This window comes from Aeromonas sp. YN13HZO-058, from assembly GCF_001921245.1.
Taxonomy (GTDB): domain Bacteria; phylum Pseudomonadota; class Gammaproteobacteria; order Enterobacterales; family Aeromonadaceae; genus Aeromonas; species Aeromonas allosaccharophila.
Window position 1 is genome coordinate 112,117 of record NZ_MQSY01000060.1, and the last position, 16,974, is coordinate 129,090.

Below are 16,974 nucleotides of genomic sequence, written 5' to 3' on the forward strand. Positions count from 1 at the left end.
CAAGGAGAAGCAGCATGAAAAAACGCATTGCAATCGTGGCCCTGCTGCTAACCGTTATCGGTGGCTACCTCTGGTGGCAGGGGCGCCCGGCCGACGGATCCATCCTCTACGGCAACGTCGATATTCGCGACGTCAATCTGGCCTTTCGGGTCGGTGGCCGCGTCGATCAGGTGCTGGTCGATGAGGGGGATAACGTAAAAGCCGGTCAACTGCTGGCCCGCCTCGATCCGGTTCCCCTCACCCATAGCCGCGACAGCGCCCGCGCCAATCTGGCTGCGATCACTGCCGCCAACGCCTTGATCCACAAAGGCTATCGCAGCGAAGAGACCGACCGCGCCCGGGCCGCACTGGCCGCCGCCGAAGCCGCTGCGCTGGAGGCCGACCAGCAGTGGCGCCGCCAGAGCGCATTGGCAGCCACCGGCGCCATCTCCCGCGGTCAGCTCGATACCGCCCGCTCCCAGCGAGATCAGACCCAGGCACAGGTACGCTCCGCCCGCGAGCAGCTCGCCCAGCTCGAAACCGGCTACCGCCCAGAGGAAATCGCCCAGTCCGATGCCCAGCTGGAAGGGGCCAATGCGGCGCTTGCCAGTGCCGAACTGGCGCTGGCAGATGCCAACCTGACCGCCCCCAGCGACGGCATCATCATCAGCCGCGCCATCGAGAATGGCAGCATGGTGCAGAGCGGAGCGACCGCCTTCAACCTCTCCCTGACCGCGCCGGTCTGGGTGCGCGCCTATGTGGAGGAGCCCTGGCTCGGCCACTTCCCGAGCGGCGCCAAAGTGACCCTCACCACCGACTCGCGGCCGGATCAGCCCTATCACGGGGTGGTGGGCTTTGTCTCGCCGACCGCCGAGTTCACCCCGAAATCGGTGGAGACGCCTGACCTGCGCACTCACCTCGTCTACCGGCTGCGCATCGTGGTGCAGGATCCCGACCCGGCCCTGCGCCAAGGGATGCCGGTCACCGTCAGGCTGGTGCCATGAGCTGCGCCATCTCCCTTGAGGGGCTCACCAAACGCTTTGGCGAGCGGGTCGCCCTCAATGCCATCTCGGCCACCATTCCGGCTGGCGGCATCACCGGGCTGGTCGGCCCCGACGGCGCGGGCAAGAGCACTTTGCTACGCCTGCTGGCCGGTCTGCTGATCCCCGAAGCGGGCACCATCCGGGTGCTGGGGCTGGACCCGGTGAGCGAGGGGGACCTGCTGCGTCAGCGCCTCGGCTACATGCCCCAGCAGTTCGGCCTCTACGAGGATCTCAGCGTGCTGGAGAACCTCACCCTCTACGCTGACTTGCGCGGCGTACTGGAGCCCGAACGCACGCCCACCTTCGCGCGGCTGCTCGCCTTCACCGATCTTGCCCGCTTCACCGCAAGGCCGGCAGGCAAGCTCTCTGGTGGGATGAAGCAGAAACTCGGGCTGGCTTGCGCCCTGCTCGGCACCCCGGATGTGCTGCTGCTCGATGAACCCGGGGTCGGGGTTGATCCCATCTCCCGCCGCGCCCTCTGGCAGATGGTGCGCGAGCTGGCCAAAGGGGGGATGACGGTGCTCTGGAGCACCGCCTATCTCGACGAGGCGGAGCTGTGCGACCACGTGCTGCTGATGGCAGATGGCGAGGTGCGCACCAGTGGCACGCCAGCCGCTCTGATGGGGGCCATGGCCAGCCGCTGCTGGCTGCTGGAGGCGGGGCAACTGGATGGCCGCGAGCGGCGCGCCCTGCTGCGCCGGGCACTGGCTCACCCGACGGTGATGGATGGCGCGGTGGCGGGGGAGCGGGTTCGCCTGCTGCTGCACCCGGGTATGACGCCCCCGCAGCTCCCGGAGCTACAGCTGGCCAACGGCGCCTTTCAACCGGCCCAGCCCCGGCTGGAGGATGCCTTTATCGACCTGCTCGGCGGCGGCCCCGGCGGGGAATCGAGTCTGGCGACCGGGATGCGGGAAGCCGAACTGCCGCAAGGGGTCTCCCCCGAGGCGGTGATCGAGGCGCGCCACCTCACCAAGCGCTTCGGCGATTTTGCCGCCACCGATGATGTCAGCTTTGCGGTGCGCCGCGGCGAGATCTTCGGCCTGCTCGGCCCCAACGGGGCGGGCAAGTCCACTACCTTCAAGATGGAGTGCGGCCTGCTGCGCCCGAGCGAGGGGCAGGCACTGGTGACCGGCATCGATCTGGCCCACAGCCCCTCGGCGGCACGCCAGCGCCTCGGCTACATGGCGCAGAAGTTCTCCCTCTACAAGCAGCTTACCGTGGCGCAGAACCTCTCCTTCTTCGCCGGTATCTACGGCCTGTTCGGCCGCCACCAGCAGACTCGGATCGACGCCATGGTGACTGCCTTTGCCCTCGCCCCCTGGCTCGATCAGAAGGCGGAATCCCTGCCGCTCGGTCTGCGCCAGCGTCTTTCACTCGCCTGCGCCCTGCTGCACGAGCCGCCGCTGCTGTTTCTCGACGAGCCCACCTCCGGGGTCGATCCGGTGACCCGACGCGAGTTCTGGTCCCACATCAACGCGCTGGCCGATCACGGCGTCACCGTGCTGGTCACCACCCACTTTATGGATGAAGCGGAGTATTGCGACCGCATTGCTCTCATCTATCGCGGCAAGCTGCTGGCGCTCGGCACCCCGGACGATCTCAAGGGGCTGGCGGCCAAAGAGGCGGCGACCTCTTTGCCAACCGGCTCCTTGCCGACCTGTTCTTTGCCAACAATGGAAGAGGCCTTTATCACCCTGGTCGAGCGGGCCAGCGAGGGGGACGCATGAGCATCAACCGTCGGCGACTGCTGGCCCTCTGCCGCAAGGAGACGCTGCAAATCGTCCGCGACCCGAGCAGCATCCTCATCGCCTTCATCATGCCGGTGGTGCTGCTGGTGGTGATGGGTTACGCCATCAATCTGGATGTGGACCACCTGCGTCTCGGCATCTGGCGTACCGACAGCGGCACCCCTGCGGTGCGGCTGGAGCAGGCCCTGCGCGGCTCTACCGCGCTGGAGATCCACAGCGGCCCGAGCCAGGAGTCCCTGCTCGCCAGTCTGGCCCGTGGCGAGATCCGCGGCCTGCTGGTGATCGATGACGGCTTCTCCCGCGCCATGGCCGGTCAGGGCAATGGCACGCCGCAGGCGCTGCTGCTGACCGACGGCTCCGAGCCCAACACCGCCAACTTCGTCACCAACTATGTGCAGGGGATCTGGCAGGGGTGGCTCGCTGGCGAGGGGGTCGCCATGCCGGTGTCGATAGAGAGCCGCGCCTGGTTCAATCCGGCGCTGGTGAGCCGCAACTTTCTGGTGCCGGGCTCCATTGCAGTGGTGATGACCATCATTGGGGCCCTGCTCACCTCGCTGGTGGTGGCGCGGGAGTGGGAGCGCGGCACCATGGAGGCGCTGCTCGCCACCCCGGTCACCAAGGGGGAGCTGCTACTCTCCAAGCTGCTGCCCTACTATGGCCTTGGCATCATCGCCATGCTGCTCTGCCTGCTCTTCTCGGTGGCGGTAATGGAAGTACCGTGGCGCGGCTCCCTGTTGCTGCTCTTTCTGGTCACCAGCGTCTTTCTCGGCAGCGCCCTCGGACTCGGGCTGTTCCTCTCCACCGTGATGCGCAGCCAGTTCAACGCCGCGCAAGCTGCGCTGATCGCCGCGTTTCTGCCCGCCGTGATGCTATCGGGCTTCGTGTTCGAGATCGCCAGCATGCCACCGCTGCTGCGGGCCATCACTCACCTCATTCCGGCCCGCTACTTCGCCAGCTCGCTGCAGACCCTCTATCAGGCGGGCAGCGTCTTCTCGATCCTGCTGGTCAACGGTTTCTGTCTGCTGCTGCTGGCCGGTTTCTGGCTGGCCCTGACCGCCCGCAAGACGCGGCGCACTCTGGAGTAACCCATGCTGATCCGACTCTGGTGGCTGATCCGAAAAGAGCTGCAGGCCCTGATGGGCAATACCCAGGGGCGCTTTCTGCTCATCATGCCGGTGCTGCTGCAGACAGCCCTCTTCCCGTTCGCCGCCACTCTGGAGGTGACCGGCAACACGCTGGCCATCTACAACCAGGATGGCGGCGCCCAGAGCCGTGAGCTACTGGAACGCCTCACCCATATGCCCGCCTTCACCACCATCATCCCGGTGCAGGGCGAGGCGGGCATGACCGAAGCCATCACTGGGCAGCAGGCGCTGCTCGGGCTGATTATTCCGGGCGATTTCTCGCGCCGACTGGCGCGCGGCGAACCGGCCAAGGTGCAGCTGATTATCGACGGGCGCCGCTCCAACGGCGGTCAGGTGGCGGCGGGCTACATCAGTCAGGTGATCGCCCGCTGGCAGAATGAAGAAAGGAGCGAAGGCAAGGCGCAGCCCGAACTGGCGGTACGCAACCTCTACAACCCCAACGTCGAGTTCCACTGGCATATCCTGCCGGCGCTGGTGGCCATCATCACCACCACCGGCTGCCTGATCGTTACCGCCCTCTCGGTCGCGCGGGAGCGGGAGGAGGGCACCTTCGATCAGCTGCTGGTCTCCCCCCTCACCGCAGGCTGGATCATGGCGGGCAAGGCGGTGCCCGGCATCATGGTGGCGGTGGGGCAAGGGTGCATAGTCGCGCTGGCCGCCCGTTTTGTCTTTCACCTCCCCTTTGCCGGCAGCCTCAGCCTGCTGATGGCGGGCATGGTCTGCTACGGGCTGGCGCTGGCCGGGATCGGGCTCTTCATCTCGTCGTTCTGCTCGACCCAGCAGCAGGCCTTTCTCGGGGTCTTCTCCTTCACCGTACCGGCGGTGATCCTCTCGGGCTACATCTCGCCGGTGGAGAACATGCCGCAGGTGTTCCAGTGGCTGGCGGCCATCGACCCCCTCACCCACTTCATCGTGCTGCTCAAGGGGGTCTTCCTCAAGGGGTTTGACTGGTCGGCCGCCTGGCCCCTGCTCTGGCCGCTGCTCGCCATCGCCGGGGTCACCCTGTCGCTGGCGCTCGCCATGTTCCGCCGCCATATCGCCTGACGCGCTATCTTGATCAGCTGATGCCGGTCTCGCCCAGCGCGAGGCTGGCCTTTTTTCGACAGAAGTTTTCACTCCCCGGCTTTTGCTAAAGCGAGCTTGCTCTCAGACATCCCTCACTCCAGGCCAGCACAGAAATCATCAACTGGTATACCTATTTTTGTATATCTTTGAATTTTATCGAATTACCCCTGACGAGATATATAAATAGACACTTGATTTGCATCAATCGCCCGCCCCGACTGACTGGGTAGCCTAGCCCCAGAATGATGTTTTATTACTCCAAACTTGAGGCAACTATGAGCAAAGTCAGACTGGTCGTTGTGGGCAACGGCATGGTGGGGCACCGCTTCATCGAAGAGCTGATCGAGCGGGCCGACCCGGGCCGCTACGAGATCACCGTCTTCGGTGCAGAACCCCGTCCCGCCTACGATCGCGTCCATCTCTCCTCCTACTTCTCCCATCACACCAGCGAAGATCTCTCCCTCGTCAAACCCGGTTTCTACGACAAGCACGGCATCCGCCTGCTGCTCGGCGAAGCGGTGAAAACAATCGACAGGGCCAACCGCGAAGTGCACTCCAACAAGGGCACTGTGGTCGGCTACGACAAGCTGGTGCTGGCCACCGGCTCCTACCCCTGGGTGCCCTCCATTGCAGGCAGTCAGCACCACGAGTGCTTCGTCTATCGCACCATCGAGGATCTGAAAGCCATCCGCAGCGCCGCCAAGAGCGGCAAGAGCGGGGTGGTGATCGGGGGCGGCCTGCTTGGCCTCGAAGCCGCCGGCGCCCTCAAGGCGCTGGGTCTCGAGACCCACGTGGTGGAGTTTGCGCCGGTGCTGATGGCCGAGCAGCTCGACGGTCAGGGCGGTCAGCTGCTGCGCCGCAAGATTGAATCCATGGGCGTGCAGGTTCACACCAGCAAGAGCACCAGCGAGATCCTGATGCATGGCGGCGAACAGGCGAAGCACCGCCTCGCCTTTGCCGATGGCAGCCAGCTTGAAGTGGACGTGGTGGTCTTCTCCACCGGCATTCGCCCGCAAGATACCCTCGGCCGCTACGGCGATCTCGACATCGCCGAGCGCGGTGGCATCGTCATCGACGATCACTGCCTCACCTCAGACCCCGACATCTATGCCATCGGCGAGTGCGCCGCCTGGCAGGGGCGCTTCTTCGGGCTGGTGGCACCGGGCTACAAGATGGCCCAGATCACCGTCGACCATCTGCTCGGCGGCGACAGCCGCTTCGAAGGGGCGGACATGAGCGCCAAGCTGAAACTGCTCGGCGTCTCCGTCGGCTCCATTGGCGATGCCCACGGCCGCACCCCGGGCAGCCACAGCTATGTGTTTCAGGACGATCAGGCAGGCGTCTACAAGAAGATCGTGGTGAGCGAAGACAACAGCCGATTGCTCGGCGCCGTGCTGGTGGGTGACGTGGAAGATTACGGCAACCTGCTGCAGATGATGCTCAACGCCCTGCCGCTGCCGAGCCACCCGGACACCCTGATCCTGCCCGCCTACGCCGGTGCCAAGCCGACGCTGGGGGTGGATGCCCTGCCGGAAAGCGCCCAGATCTGCTCCTGCTTCGACGTCTCCAAGGGTGACATCGCCAAGGCGGTGACCGAGGGTCACACCACCCTGGCCGCCATCAAGCAGCACACCAAGGCCGGTACCGGCTGTGGCGGCTGTGTGCCGCTCATCAGTCAGGTGCTCAACGCCGAGCTGGTGAAGCAGGGCATCGAGGTCAACAACCACCTCTGCGCCCACTTCCCCCACTCCCGTCAGGAGCTGTTCCATCTGGTCAAGGTGGAGGGGATCAAGAGCTTCGACGAGCTGCTGGCCAAACACGGTCAGGGCTATGGCTGCGAGGTGTGCAAACCGACCGTCGGCTCCATCCTCGCCTCCTGCTGGAACGAGCATGTGCTGAGCCCGCGCAACACCCCGCTGCAGGACACCAACGACATCTTCCTCGGCAACATGCAGAAGGACGGCAGCTACTCCGTCATCCCGCGCATGGCCGGTGGTGAAGTGACCCCGGAGGGGCTGCTGGCGGTGGCCGAATTGGCCCGCGACTACAAGCTCTACACCAAGATCACCGGCGCCCAGCGTATCGGTCTGTTCGGGGCCCGGAAGGATGACCTGCCCGCCATCTGGCGCAAACTGCTGGCGGCCGGTTTCGAGACCGGTCAGGCCTACGCCAAGGCGCTGCGCATGGCCAAGACCTGCGTCGGCAGCACCTGGTGCCGCTTCGGCGTGCAGGACAGCGTTGGCCTCGGGGTCTTCCTCGAGAACCGCTACAAGGGCATTCGCACCCCCCACAAGATGAAGTTCGGCGTCTCCGGCTGTACCCGCGAGTGTGCGGAAGCGCAGGGCAAGGACGTCGGCATCATCGCCACCGACGCGGGCTGGAACCTCTATGTGGGCGGCAACGGCGGCATGAAGCCGCGCCACGCCGACCTGCTGGCCTCTGACCTCGACCGCGAAACGTTAGTCCGGTTGATCGACCGCTTTATGATGCTCTACGTCACCAGCGCCGACAAACTGCAGCGCACCTCGGTCTGGCTCGGCAATCTGGAAGGGGGCGTCGACTACCTGCGCGAGGTGATCGTCGACGACAAGCTGGGGCTGGCCGAGACGCTGGAGCGCGATATCCAGACCCTCATCGACAGCTACGAGTGCGAATGGTCGCGCACCCTCAACGAAGAGGAGGCGCTCAAGCGCTTCAGCCACTTCATCAACAGCGACAAGCGCGACCCGGACGTTCAGTTCGTCGCCGAGCGCGATCAGCACCGACCGGCGACCCCGGCCGAGCGCATCCCTGTCTACCAGATCGAGGTGGAAACCAAATGATGAAATTAGCCTGCCAACTCAACGACATCCTGCCGGGCACCGGCGTCTGCGCACTCATTGAAGGTCGCCAGATCGCCCTGTTTCGCCCGAGCGCGGCCGCCGAGGTGTTCGCCATCGACAACCGGGATCCCTTCTTCGCCGCCAACGTGCTGTCGCGGGGCCTGATCTGCGAACACGACGGCGAGCTCTGGGTGGCCAGCCCGCTCAAGAAGCAGCGCTTTCGTCTGAGCGACGGCCACTGCTTCGACAACCCGGCGATGTCGGTGCAGAGCTACCTCGTTGAAGTGCGCGACCAGCAGGTCTGGGTCGCCGTCTGATGTCGACAACCCCCGGATCTATGTCGGTACAGGGATACCCCGTTGAAGTACGCGACCAGCAGGTCTGGGTCGCCGTCTAAAGCCGATTTCACTCTCTTTCGGGCTGCCTGAGGGCTGCCCTTTCAAGGACTCACAAGATGTACACGGAAACCATTAACAAGTGCGCCGCCAACGCGGCCCGCATCAACCGCTTCGAGCGCAGCGACAAGCTCGGCTTCTGGCTCAGCTCCGCCATGGCGGGGGCCTATGTGGGCCTCGGCATCATCCTCATCTTCACCCTCGGCAATCTGGTGGATCCCGCCATCCGGCCGCTGGTGATGGGGGCCACCTTCGGTATCGCCCTGACGCTGGTGATCATCGCAGGCTCCGAGCTGTTCACCGGCCACACCATGTTCCTCACCTTCGGGGTGAAAACCGGCAAGATCACCATGGCCGACCTGCTGCGCATCCTGCCACAGACCTGGGCGGGCAACCTGATTGGCTCCATCGTGGTGGCGATCATCTACTCCTACGGCGGCAGCCTGCTGCCGGACGCGGGCAGCCTGGCGCACAAGGTGGCGCTGGCCAAGACTCAGGCACCGGCCCTGACCCTGTTTATGAAGGGGATCCTCTGCAACTGGCTGGTCTGCCTCGCCATCTGGATGGCGCTGCGCACCGAAGGGGCCGCCAAGTTCATCGCCATCTGGTGGTGCCTGCTGGCCTTTATCGCCTCCGGCTACGAGCACTCCATCGCCAACATGACCCTGTTCGCTCTCTCCTGGTTTGGCGCCCACTCCGAGGCCTACACCCTGGGCGGCATCGGCCACAACCTGCTGTGGGTGACCTTGGGCAACACCGTCTCCGGTGCCCTCTTTATGGGCCTCGGCTACTGGTATGCCACCCCCAAGGCTGAGCGCCCGGTTGCGGTGAGCAAAGCCACCTCCACTGCCAGCCAGACCCAAACCGCCTGATCAGGAGGCCCCATGGACTACTTGCCCATCTTTTGCCGACTCGACAACAAACCCGTGCTGCTGGTCGGCGGTGGCGAGGTAGCGGAGCGCAAGGCGCGCCTGCTGCTGGATGCCGGAGCCCAGCTCACAGTAGTGGCGCCCGAGCTCGACCCCGAGCTGGCGGAACTGGCTGCCAACGGGAGCATAGAGTGGCTGGCCGGTGAATTCGCGCCGCAGCAACTGGCGGGCAAGTGGCTGGTGGTGGCCGCCACCGATCGGCGCGAGGTGAACGCCCTGGTCTACCAGAGCGCCAATCAGGCGCGGATCTTTGCCAACGTGGTGGATGACCCGAAACGCTCCAGCTTCATCATGCCGTCGATCATCGACCGCTCGCCGCTGATGGTGGCCATCTCCTCCGGCGGCAAGGCACCGGTGCTGGCCCGGCTGCTGCGGGAGAAACTCGAAGCCCTGCTGCCGCAACATCTGGGGGCCGTGGCGACCTTCGCTGGCAGCCTGCGGGAGCGGGTCAAGGCCCGCTTCACCAGCATGGGCGAGCGGCGCCGCTTCTGGGAGCGGCTGCTCGGTGCCGACCGGCTCGGTCAGGCGCTGGCGCGGGGGGATCACGCCTCTGCCCACCAGCTGGCCGACAACCTGTTTGCTGACGAGAGCCACACCGCTGGCGAAGTGGTGCTGGTGGGAGCCGGTCCCGGCGATCCGGGTCTGCTCACCCTGCACGCCCTGCGCCAGATGCAGCAGGCGGACGTGGTGGTCTATGACCGACTGGTCTCCGACGAGGTGATGGCGCTGGTGCGCCGGGATGCCAAACGCATCTTCGTCGGCAAGCAGGCGGGCAACCACTGCGTACCGCAGGAGGGGATCAACCAGCTCTTGCTGGAGGAGGCGCAGAAGGGGCAACGGGTGGTGCGGCTGAAGGGGGGCGACCCCTTCATCTTCGGCCGTGGCGGCGAAGAGCTGGAGACGCTGGTCGGTAGCGGCATCGGCTTTCAGGTGGTGCCGGGGATCACCGCAGCCAGTGGCTGCGCCGCCTACGCCGGTATTCCGCTGACCCATCGCGACCACGCCCAGAGCGTGCGCTTCGTCACCGCTCACGGCAAGGGGGGCGCCCGAGATCTCGACTGGCCGCTGCTGGCCAAGGACAAGCAGACGCTGGTGTTCTATATGGGGCTCTCCTCCTGCGCCACCATCCGCGAGCAGCTGCTGGCCCACGGCAAGGCGAGCAACACCCCGGTGGCGCTGATCGAGCGCGGCACCCAGCCCTGCCAGCGGGTCATTCGCGGCACCCTCGATGAGCTGCCCGCGCTGGCGGTGGGGGTCGAGAGTCCGGCGCTGATCATGGTGGGCTCGGTGGTGACGCTGGCCGACCAGCTCGCCTGGTTTGGCGCGGTACCACAGGCTCAGCGCGCCCTCGCCTGAGGGATTCTCGGCAACTAACCATGAGGCCACCAGCAGGTGGCCTCACTTTTACCCCCCTCTTCTCCCATCACGGTCATAACCTGCTGTTTTAAGTCTGGTATCCTATGGGCATTGAGCCCTTGGCTACCCTCTCAGGAATTCATCCCATGTCTCTTCCCATCAAGAACAGCGCCAGGCAGCGCGCGGATGACAGATCTCGCATTCTCACCCTGCTGCTGCGCGATGACGCCCTCACCGACAGCCTGCTCGACCCGCAGGTGGTGCAGGATGCCGAGCAGCGCGATCAGACCAGCGAACTCACCGCGCTGGTCAACGGGCTACCCGCCGCCGACGTCGCCGATGCGCTGGAGTCGCTGCCGCCCGATGAGCGTCATGCCTTGTGGGCACTGGTGGAAGAAGAGAGACGCGGCCAGATTCTGGTCGAAGCGTCGGAGACGGTGTGGGACAGCCTGATCAGCGGGATGAGCGACAAGGAGCTGCTGCACGCCCTGCGCACCCTGGATATCGACGACCAGATCTATCTGGGCCAGTACCTGCCGCGCAACCTGATGGGGCGGCTGCTCACCTACATGGCCCCCGAGGAACGGGATCGGGTGCGGGAGGTGATCCGCTACGGCAAGCACACCGTCGGCGCCATGATGGACTTCGAGATCATCACCATCCGCCCCGAGGTGAATCTGGCCACGGTGCAGCGCTATCTGCGGCTGCGCGGCAAGATCCCCGCCAACACCGACAAGCTGTTCGTCATCGACAGGCGCAACCACCTGCTGGGGGAGCTGGCCCTCACCACAGTGCTGCTGCACAAGCCCGCCACCCTGGTGAGCGATGTGATGGAGCGGGATCCGGTCACCTTCGATCCGGAGGATAACGACGAAGCGGCCGCCCGCACCTTCGAGCGGGATGACCTGCTCTCCGCCGCCGTGGTGGATGGCAAGGGCAAGCTGATGGGCCGCCTCACCGTCGAAGAGGTGGTGGATCTGGTCTATGAGGAGAGTGATACCGACCTGCGCCGGATGGGGGGTATCAGCGAGGATGAAGACGTGTTCGCCCCTGTCAGCAAGGCGGTCAAGACTCGCTGGGCCTGGCTGGCGCTGAACCTCTGCACCGCCTTTGTCGCCTCGCGGGTGATCGGCATGTTCGAGCACACCATCTCCCAGCTGGTGGCGCTGGCGGCCCTGATGCCCATCGTCGCCGGGATCGGCGGCAACACCGGCAACCAGACCATCACCATGATAGTGCGGGCGCTGGCGCTGCAGCACATTCAGGCGGGCAACCTCTCCTTCCTGCTGCTGCGGGAACTCGGGGTCGCCTTTATCAACGGGCTGGTGTGGGGTGGCACCATGGGGCTTGCCACCTACCTGCTCTATCAGGATGCGGCGCTCGGCGCCGTGATGACCCTGGCCATGATGCTCAACCTGCTGGTGGCCGCCCTGATGGGGGTTATCATCCCCATGACCATGACCCGCCTCGGCCGCGACCCGGCGGTGGGGGCCAGCGTGATGATCACCGCCATCACCGACACCGGTGGCTTCTTTATCTTCCTCGGGCTGGCGACCATTTTCCTGCTGTAATCAGCCACTCAATCCATAAAAAAACAGGCCCACCGAAGTGGGCCTGCTGCTATCTGTGTGATCGGGAATATCGCGATAAAAGGCGCTACTCCCGCTCCTTCACATAGGGTGTACCGAGCGCCTTGGGTGCTACCGCACGGCCGATAAAACCGGCCAGCAGGAACACGGTCAGGATGTAGGGCAGTGCCTCGATGGCCTGCACCGGAATGGCGAAGCCACCGATGCTGACCCCTTGCAGACGGATGGCGACTGCATCGAGGAAGCCGAACAGCAGGCAGGCAGCCATGGCATTCCAGGGGCGCCACTTGCCGAACACCAGCGCCGCCAGTGCCATAAAGCCCTTGCCCGCACTCATGTTGGGGATGAACTGAGCCGTCTGGGCCACCGCCAGATAGGTGCCACCGATACCGGCCAGCAGGCCGCCGATAATGAGCGCGGTGTAGCGCATCCGCACCACAGAGATACCAGCGGTATCGACCGCTGCGGGTGCCTCGCCCACCGCCCGCAGACGCAGACCGAAGCGGGTACGGAACATCACCCACCAGGCCAGCGGTACGCAGGCAAACGCCACGTACTCCAGCAGGGAGTGGCCGCTCAGCAGCTCGCTGTAGAGCTGGCCGATCACCGGCACATCCCACAGCTCCTTGGCATAGGGCAGGTCAATGGGGGCGAAACGGGCATCACCGGACAGTGCCGGGGTCTGGCCCCCCTGATCGAACCAGTAACGGCCCAGGGTGACGGTCAGACCGGCCGCCAGAATGTTGATGGCCATGCCGCTCACCACCTGATCACCGCGGTGGGTGATGGTGGCAAAGCCGTGCATCAGGGCGAACAGAATGGAGACACCCACCCCGGCCCCCAGACCTACCCAGGCAGAACCGGAGACCGCCGCCGCCGCACCACTGGCGAACGCTGCCGCCAGCAGTTTGCCTTCCAGCGCGATGTTGACCACCCCGGAGCGCTCGCAAAACATGCCCGCCATGGCGGCGAGAATGAGGGGCGGCGCGGTACGGATGGTCGCATCCAGCATCAGGATCAGAATTTCAAACATGATCAGACTCCTTTAGCTTGCGCGGCTGAGCGGTTGGCAAACGCCAGATAGAGCTGCTCGATGCGCGGACGCATCATGTGCTCAAGGGCGCCACAGAACAGGATCACCAGACCCTGCAACACCACCACGATGTTGCGGTCGACACCGAACTCGAAGCTGAGCTCTGCGCCCCCCTGATAGAGGAAACCGAACAGCAGGCTGGCGATGATAACGCCGACCGGATGGTTGCGCCCCATCAGCGCCACCGCGATACCGGTGAAGCCGAACCCTTCCACGAAGTTGAGCTTGATCTGGTGCAGCTCCCCCTGCAGCACGTTGAGGGCAAAGAAGCCCGACAGCATGCCGGAGATGACCATCGCCAGGATCACCACCTTGGGATAGGAGATACCGGCGTAGGCGGAGGCGCTCTGGCTGGCCCCGACCGAGCGGATCTCGTAACCCCAGCGGGTGTGCCAGATAAAGACCCACACCAGCGCCGCACAGATCAGCGCCCAGAAGAAGCTGATATTGAGCGGGCTGTTGGGGATCTCCATCCCGAACAGGTTCGCCAGCCCGCTCATCTTGGGCAGCCAGCTTGCTTCGGCAAACACCTTGCTCTCGGTCGCCATCGAGCCGGGCGGCTTGAACACCTCCACCAGCAGATAGGCCATCAACGAGGCGGCGATGAAGTTGAACATGATGGTGGTGATGACGATATGGCTGCCGCGCTTGGCTTGCAGCCAGGCCGGAATAAAGGCCCAGGCAGCACCGAACAGACCACCGGCAATGATGGAGAGCGGCAACAGCAGGGCAAACGGCAGCACATCGCCGAGCGTCAGACAGACCAGACCGACACCGAGACCGCCGATATAGGCCTGACCTTCACCACCGATGTTGAACAGACCGGCGTGGAAGGCGACCGCCACCGACAGACCGGTAAAGATAAAGCCGGTTGCGTAGTAGAGGGTAAAGCCAACCCCTTCACCGGTGCCGAACGCGCCGTACCACATGATCTTGGCGGCATCGACCGGGTTGATGTCGAGGTAGTAGAACAGAATGGCCGACACCAGGAAGGCCAGCAGGATATTGACCGCAGACAAGACGCCTACGGAGACCCAGGCAGGAATACGTACTTGGCTCATCAGTGGGCCTCCTTGGCAACTTCGTCCGGCACTATGTTCGCCATCATCAGACCAATGGTGCGTTCATCCGCCTTGGCACCATCCAGCTCGCCGACGATGCGACCATCGGCAATGACCAGAATCCGGTCTGCGAGGCTCATGATCTCGTCCAGCTCCACCGAGACCAGCAAGACGGCCTTGCCCTTGTCGCGCATGGCGATGATCTGCTGGTGGATATACTCGATGGCGCCGATATCGACCCCGCGGGTCGGCTGGCCGATCAACAGCACATCCGGGTCCTGCTCCACTTCACGGGCGATCACCAGCTTCTGCTGGTTGCCACCGGAGAAGTTGGCGGTCTTGTGGTCGGGATGGGGCGGGCGCACGTCCCACTTCTCCATCTTGGCCTGACAATCCTGCTGGATCGCCTCCTTGTTCTGCAGCCACCCCTTGTTGTATTGCGGGCGGCGGTGATAACCGAGAATGAAGGCCTCTTTCGCCTCGAAGCGGTTGATCAGCCCCATCTTGTGGCGATCTTCCGGCACATGACCGAGGCCGTAATTGCGCACCAGCTCGGGATCGGCCGGGTGCTCCGCGCTCACCTTGTGCACGCCGCTGCGGCTGCTGATGGTGAAGCCACCCTTGCTCGGCTTGAGAATGCCGCCAAGCAGGCTGAGCAGTTCGGACTGACCGTTACCGGAGACCCCGGCGATGCCGACCACTTCACCGGCCCGCACCTCGAAGCTGACCGATTTGACCCGCTCCACCTTGCTGGCGTCGAAGTAGCTGAGTCCTTCGATCTTCAGCTTGGCTTCACCGGGCTGGGTTGGCCCCTTGTCGACCTTGAGGCGCACCTTGCGGCCCACCATCAGTTCGGCCAGTTGCTCCTTGTCGGTATCCTTGGTGGCGACGTGCGCCACCATCTCGCCACGGCGCATGATGGAGACCTGATCGGTAATGGCCAGGATCTCGCGCAGCTTGTGAGTGATAAGGATGATGGTTGCCCCTTGATCCCGCAGCTTTTTCAGCACCTCGAACAGGTGATCCGCCTCTTGCGGGGTCAGTACCCCGGTCGGCTCGTCGAGGATCAGGATGCGGGCGCCGCGATAGAGCGCCTTGAGAATTTCGACCCGCTGTTGCAAGCCAACCGGCAGATCTTCGACCTTTTCGTGCAACGGCACGTCGAGGCCATAATCCCGCGCCAGTTCGCCCAGCAGCTTTTCGGCTGACGCCACGCTCTGCTGAAGGTGCCAGCCGTTCTCAGCGCCGAGGATGACGTTTTCCAATACGGTGAAGTTATTGACCAGCATGAAGTGCTGGTGAACCATGCCCACGCCTGCGGCAATCGCATCTTGTGAGCCATGGGGATTGAACGGTTTCCCGTCGATCAGCATCTCGCCTTTGTCGGCATGGTAGAAACCATAAATGATGCTCATCAGGGTGGACTTACCGGCGCCATTTTCGCCGACAATGCCGTGGATACTGCCTTTGCGAACCTTAAGGTCGATCAGCTTGTTGGCGTACACTTCGCCGAACCGCTTATCGATACCTCTTAATTCGATGGCATAGCGATCTGTCTGGTCCATGATGCAGCCCTGCGTTTCATGAAATAAGACTAAAAACCGGCCCGTGCGGGCCGGTGGTGCGTTGAGAGTCGTAGCAACTATCTAATTAGTATTTGCAGGTGTTGTCGCTCATGTAGTCATGAACTTTGACCTTGCCAGAGATGATCTCGGCCTTGATGGCATCCACCTTGGCTTTCATTTCCGGGGTGATCAGCTTCTCGTTGTCCTTGTCGAGCGCCCAATCCACACCGCCTTCGGCCAGACCCAGGTTCTTGATACCCGGCTTCCACTCGCCTTTGGCAGCGTCATCCCAGGTCTGGTAAGCGGCCAGACCCACAGACTTGACCATAGAGGTCAGCATGGTGCCCGGTTGCAGGTGGTTCTGGTTGGAGTCCACACCGATGGCGAACTTGCCGCTGTCCTTGGCTGCCTGATAGACACCGATACCGGTGCCACCTGCGGCGGCATAAACCACGTCAGCGCCTTTGGCGAACTGGGACTTGGCCAGCTCGGCACCTTTGGCCGGGTCAGCAAACGCGGCCGGGGTAGAGCCCGCCATGTTCTGGTACACCTCGATCTTCGGATTGACGTACTTGGCACCCTGCTCGTAACCGCACTGGAATTTGCGGATCAGCGGGATATCCATGCCGCCCACGAAGCCAACCTTGCCGCTCTTGGAGGCGATGGCAGCCAGCGCGCCCACCAGGAAGGAACCTTCATGCTCCTTGAAGATGACAGACTGGACGTTCGGCTTGTCGACCACCATGTCGATGATGGTGAACTGGGTTTTCGGGAACTCGGTCGCCACTTTCTCGACGGCAGAGCCCATGTTGAAACCGACCGCGACGATCGGGCCGTTGCCACGGCTGGCCAGACGACGCAGACCCTGCTCGCGCTGGGCTTCGTTCTGGGGTTCAAACTCTTTGACCTTGACCCCTTTGTCCTTGTTGTAGAGCTCGACGCCGTTACGGAACACGGCTTCGTTGAATGATTTGTCATATTTGCCCGCGGTGTCATAAATGACGGCCGGCTCGGAAGCAGCCTGAGCGGAGAGGGCAGCGAGAGTGAGGGAGGCCACGGTGGCCAGCTTGAGCACTTTAGTCACGATCGTATCCTTGATTGTTATTAAGTGAGGGAACTTGCTTGCCTGTCAGAACAGGCTATCTAGCACGCAGGCTTACTCTAAGTCAGCCCCGATGCGGGTC

13 protein-coding genes are annotated in these 16,974 nt (G+C 63.9%); 9 read left to right on the forward strand and 4 right to left on the reverse strand.

Annotated features, from left to right (window positions below; all coding sequences use genetic code 11):
* Positions 1-14 precede the first annotated feature (14 nt).
* From hlyD to mgtE, 9 genes are all read left to right on the forward strand, one after another.
* Positions 15-983 (forward strand): secretion protein HlyD, encoded by a 969-nt coding sequence (gene hlyD, locus BSP75_RS15405; RefSeq protein WP_075113762.1) that lies wholly within the window; start codon positions 15-17, stop codon positions 981-983.
* A complete protein-coding gene (locus BSP75_RS15410) occupies positions 980-2,749 on the forward strand; it encodes an ATP-binding cassette domain-containing protein (protein WP_075113763.1) in 1,770 nt (589 codons plus the stop codon). Before hlyD ends, BSP75_RS15410 begins: the two co-directional genes overlap by 4 nt.
* The gene (locus tag BSP75_RS15415) at positions 2,746-3,855 is read left to right on the forward strand and encodes an ABC transporter permease (RefSeq protein ID WP_075113764.1); all 1,110 of its coding nucleotides are present in this window, start codon (positions 2,746-2,748) and stop codon (positions 3,853-3,855) included. The genes BSP75_RS15410 and BSP75_RS15415 overlap by 4 nt, the downstream gene beginning before the upstream one ends.
* A gap of 3 nt (positions 3,856-3,858) precedes the next feature.
* A complete protein-coding gene (locus tag BSP75_RS15420) occupies positions 3,859-4,959 on the forward strand; it encodes an ABC transporter permease (RefSeq protein ID WP_075113765.1) in 1,101 nt (366 codons plus the stop codon).
* A gap of 296 nt (positions 4,960-5,255) precedes the next feature.
* Complete coding sequence (nirB, locus tag BSP75_RS15425; RefSeq protein WP_075113766.1) at positions 5,256-7,802, forward strand: nitrite reductase large subunit NirB; 2,547 nt, start codon at positions 5,256-5,258, stop codon at positions 7,800-7,802.
* On the forward strand, positions 7,802-8,119 hold the full coding sequence (gene nirD, locus BSP75_RS15430; RefSeq protein WP_075113767.1) for a nitrite reductase small subunit NirD: 318 nt from the start codon (positions 7,802-7,804) through the stop codon (positions 8,117-8,119). Before nirB ends, nirD begins: the two co-directional genes overlap by 1 nt.
* A 137-nt stretch (positions 8,120-8,256) precedes the next feature.
* Complete coding sequence (nirC, locus tag BSP75_RS15435; RefSeq protein ID WP_075113768.1) at positions 8,257-9,069, forward strand: nitrite transporter NirC; 813 nt, start codon at positions 8,257-8,259, stop codon at positions 9,067-9,069.
* Between the two features lie 12 nt (positions 9,070-9,081).
* Positions 9,082-10,482 carry a siroheme synthase CysG gene (gene cysG / locus BSP75_RS15440; protein WP_075113769.1) on the forward strand — a complete coding sequence of 467 codons (1,401 nt, stop codon included), beginning with the start codon at positions 9,082-9,084 and terminating at the stop codon, positions 10,480-10,482.
* A 146-nt stretch (positions 10,483-10,628) separates the two neighbouring features.
* Positions 10,629-12,053, forward strand: coding sequence for a magnesium transporter (mgtE, locus tag BSP75_RS15445; RefSeq protein WP_075113770.1), 1,425 nt, complete (start codon positions 10,629-10,631; stop codon positions 12,051-12,053).
* Between the two features lie 85 nt (positions 12,054-12,138).
* Here the strand turns inward: mgtE and BSP75_RS15450 are convergent, their stop codons facing one another.
* From BSP75_RS15450 to BSP75_RS15465, 4 genes are all read right to left on the reverse strand, one after another.
* Positions 12,139-13,104: an ABC transporter permease gene (locus tag BSP75_RS15450; RefSeq protein ID WP_005342529.1), complete on the reverse strand. Its 966-nt coding sequence runs from the start codon at positions 13,102-13,104 to the stop codon at positions 12,139-12,141.
* A gap of 2 nt (positions 13,105-13,106) precedes the next feature.
* The gene (locus BSP75_RS15455) at positions 13,107-14,225 is read right to left on the reverse strand and encodes an ABC transporter permease (protein WP_075113771.1); all 1,119 of its coding nucleotides are present in this window, start codon (positions 14,223-14,225) and stop codon (positions 13,107-13,109) included.
* Positions 14,225-15,790 carry an ABC transporter ATP-binding protein gene (locus tag BSP75_RS15460; RefSeq protein ID WP_058052434.1) on the reverse strand — a complete coding sequence of 522 codons (1,566 nt, stop codon included), beginning with the start codon at positions 15,788-15,790 and terminating at the stop codon, positions 14,225-14,227. Before BSP75_RS15460 ends, BSP75_RS15455 begins: the two co-directional genes overlap by 1 nt.
* Before the next feature lie 85 nt (positions 15,791-15,875).
* Positions 15,876-16,874 carry a BMP family ABC transporter substrate-binding protein gene (locus BSP75_RS15465; protein WP_042059443.1) on the reverse strand — a complete coding sequence of 333 codons (999 nt, stop codon included), beginning with the start codon at positions 16,872-16,874 and terminating at the stop codon, positions 15,876-15,878.
* Between the last annotated feature and the right edge of the window lie 100 nt (positions 16,875-16,974).

Coding starts and splice junctions, on each gene's coding strand:
- cysG (WP_075113769.1), top strand. CDS start 9,082: ATGGACTACTTGCCCATCTTTTGCCGACTCGACAACAAACCCGTGCTG.
- BSP75_RS15410 (WP_075113763.1), top strand. CDS start 980: ATGAGCTGCGCCATCTCCCTTGAGGGGCTCACCAAACGCTTTGGCGAG.
- mgtE (WP_075113770.1), top strand. CDS start 10,629: ATGTCTCTTCCCATCAAGAACAGCGCCAGGCAGCGCGCGGATGACAGA.
- nirB (WP_075113766.1), top strand. CDS start 5,256: ATGAGCAAAGTCAGACTGGTCGTTGTGGGCAACGGCATGGTGGGGCAC.
- nirC (WP_075113768.1), top strand. CDS start 8,257: ATGTACACGGAAACCATTAACAAGTGCGCCGCCAACGCGGCCCGCATC.
- hlyD (WP_075113762.1), top strand. CDS start 15: ATGAAAAAACGCATTGCAATCGTGGCCCTGCTGCTAACCGTTATCGGT.
- BSP75_RS15420 (WP_075113765.1), top strand. CDS start 3,859: ATGCTGATCCGACTCTGGTGGCTGATCCGAAAAGAGCTGCAGGCCCTG.
- BSP75_RS15415 (WP_075113764.1), top strand. CDS start 2,746: ATGAGCATCAACCGTCGGCGACTGCTGGCCCTCTGCCGCAAGGAGACG.
- BSP75_RS15460 (WP_058052434.1), bottom strand. CDS start 15,790: ATGGACCAGACAGATCGCTATGCCATCGAATTAAGAGGTATCGATAAG.
- BSP75_RS15450 (WP_005342529.1), bottom strand. CDS start 13,104: ATGTTTGAAATTCTGATCCTGATGCTGGATGCGACCATCCGTACCGCG.
- nirD (WP_075113767.1), top strand. CDS start 7,802: ATGAAATTAGCCTGCCAACTCAACGACATCCTGCCGGGCACCGGCGTC.
- BSP75_RS15455 (WP_075113771.1), bottom strand. CDS start 14,225: ATGAGCCAAGTACGTATTCCTGCCTGGGTCTCCGTAGGCGTCTTGTCT.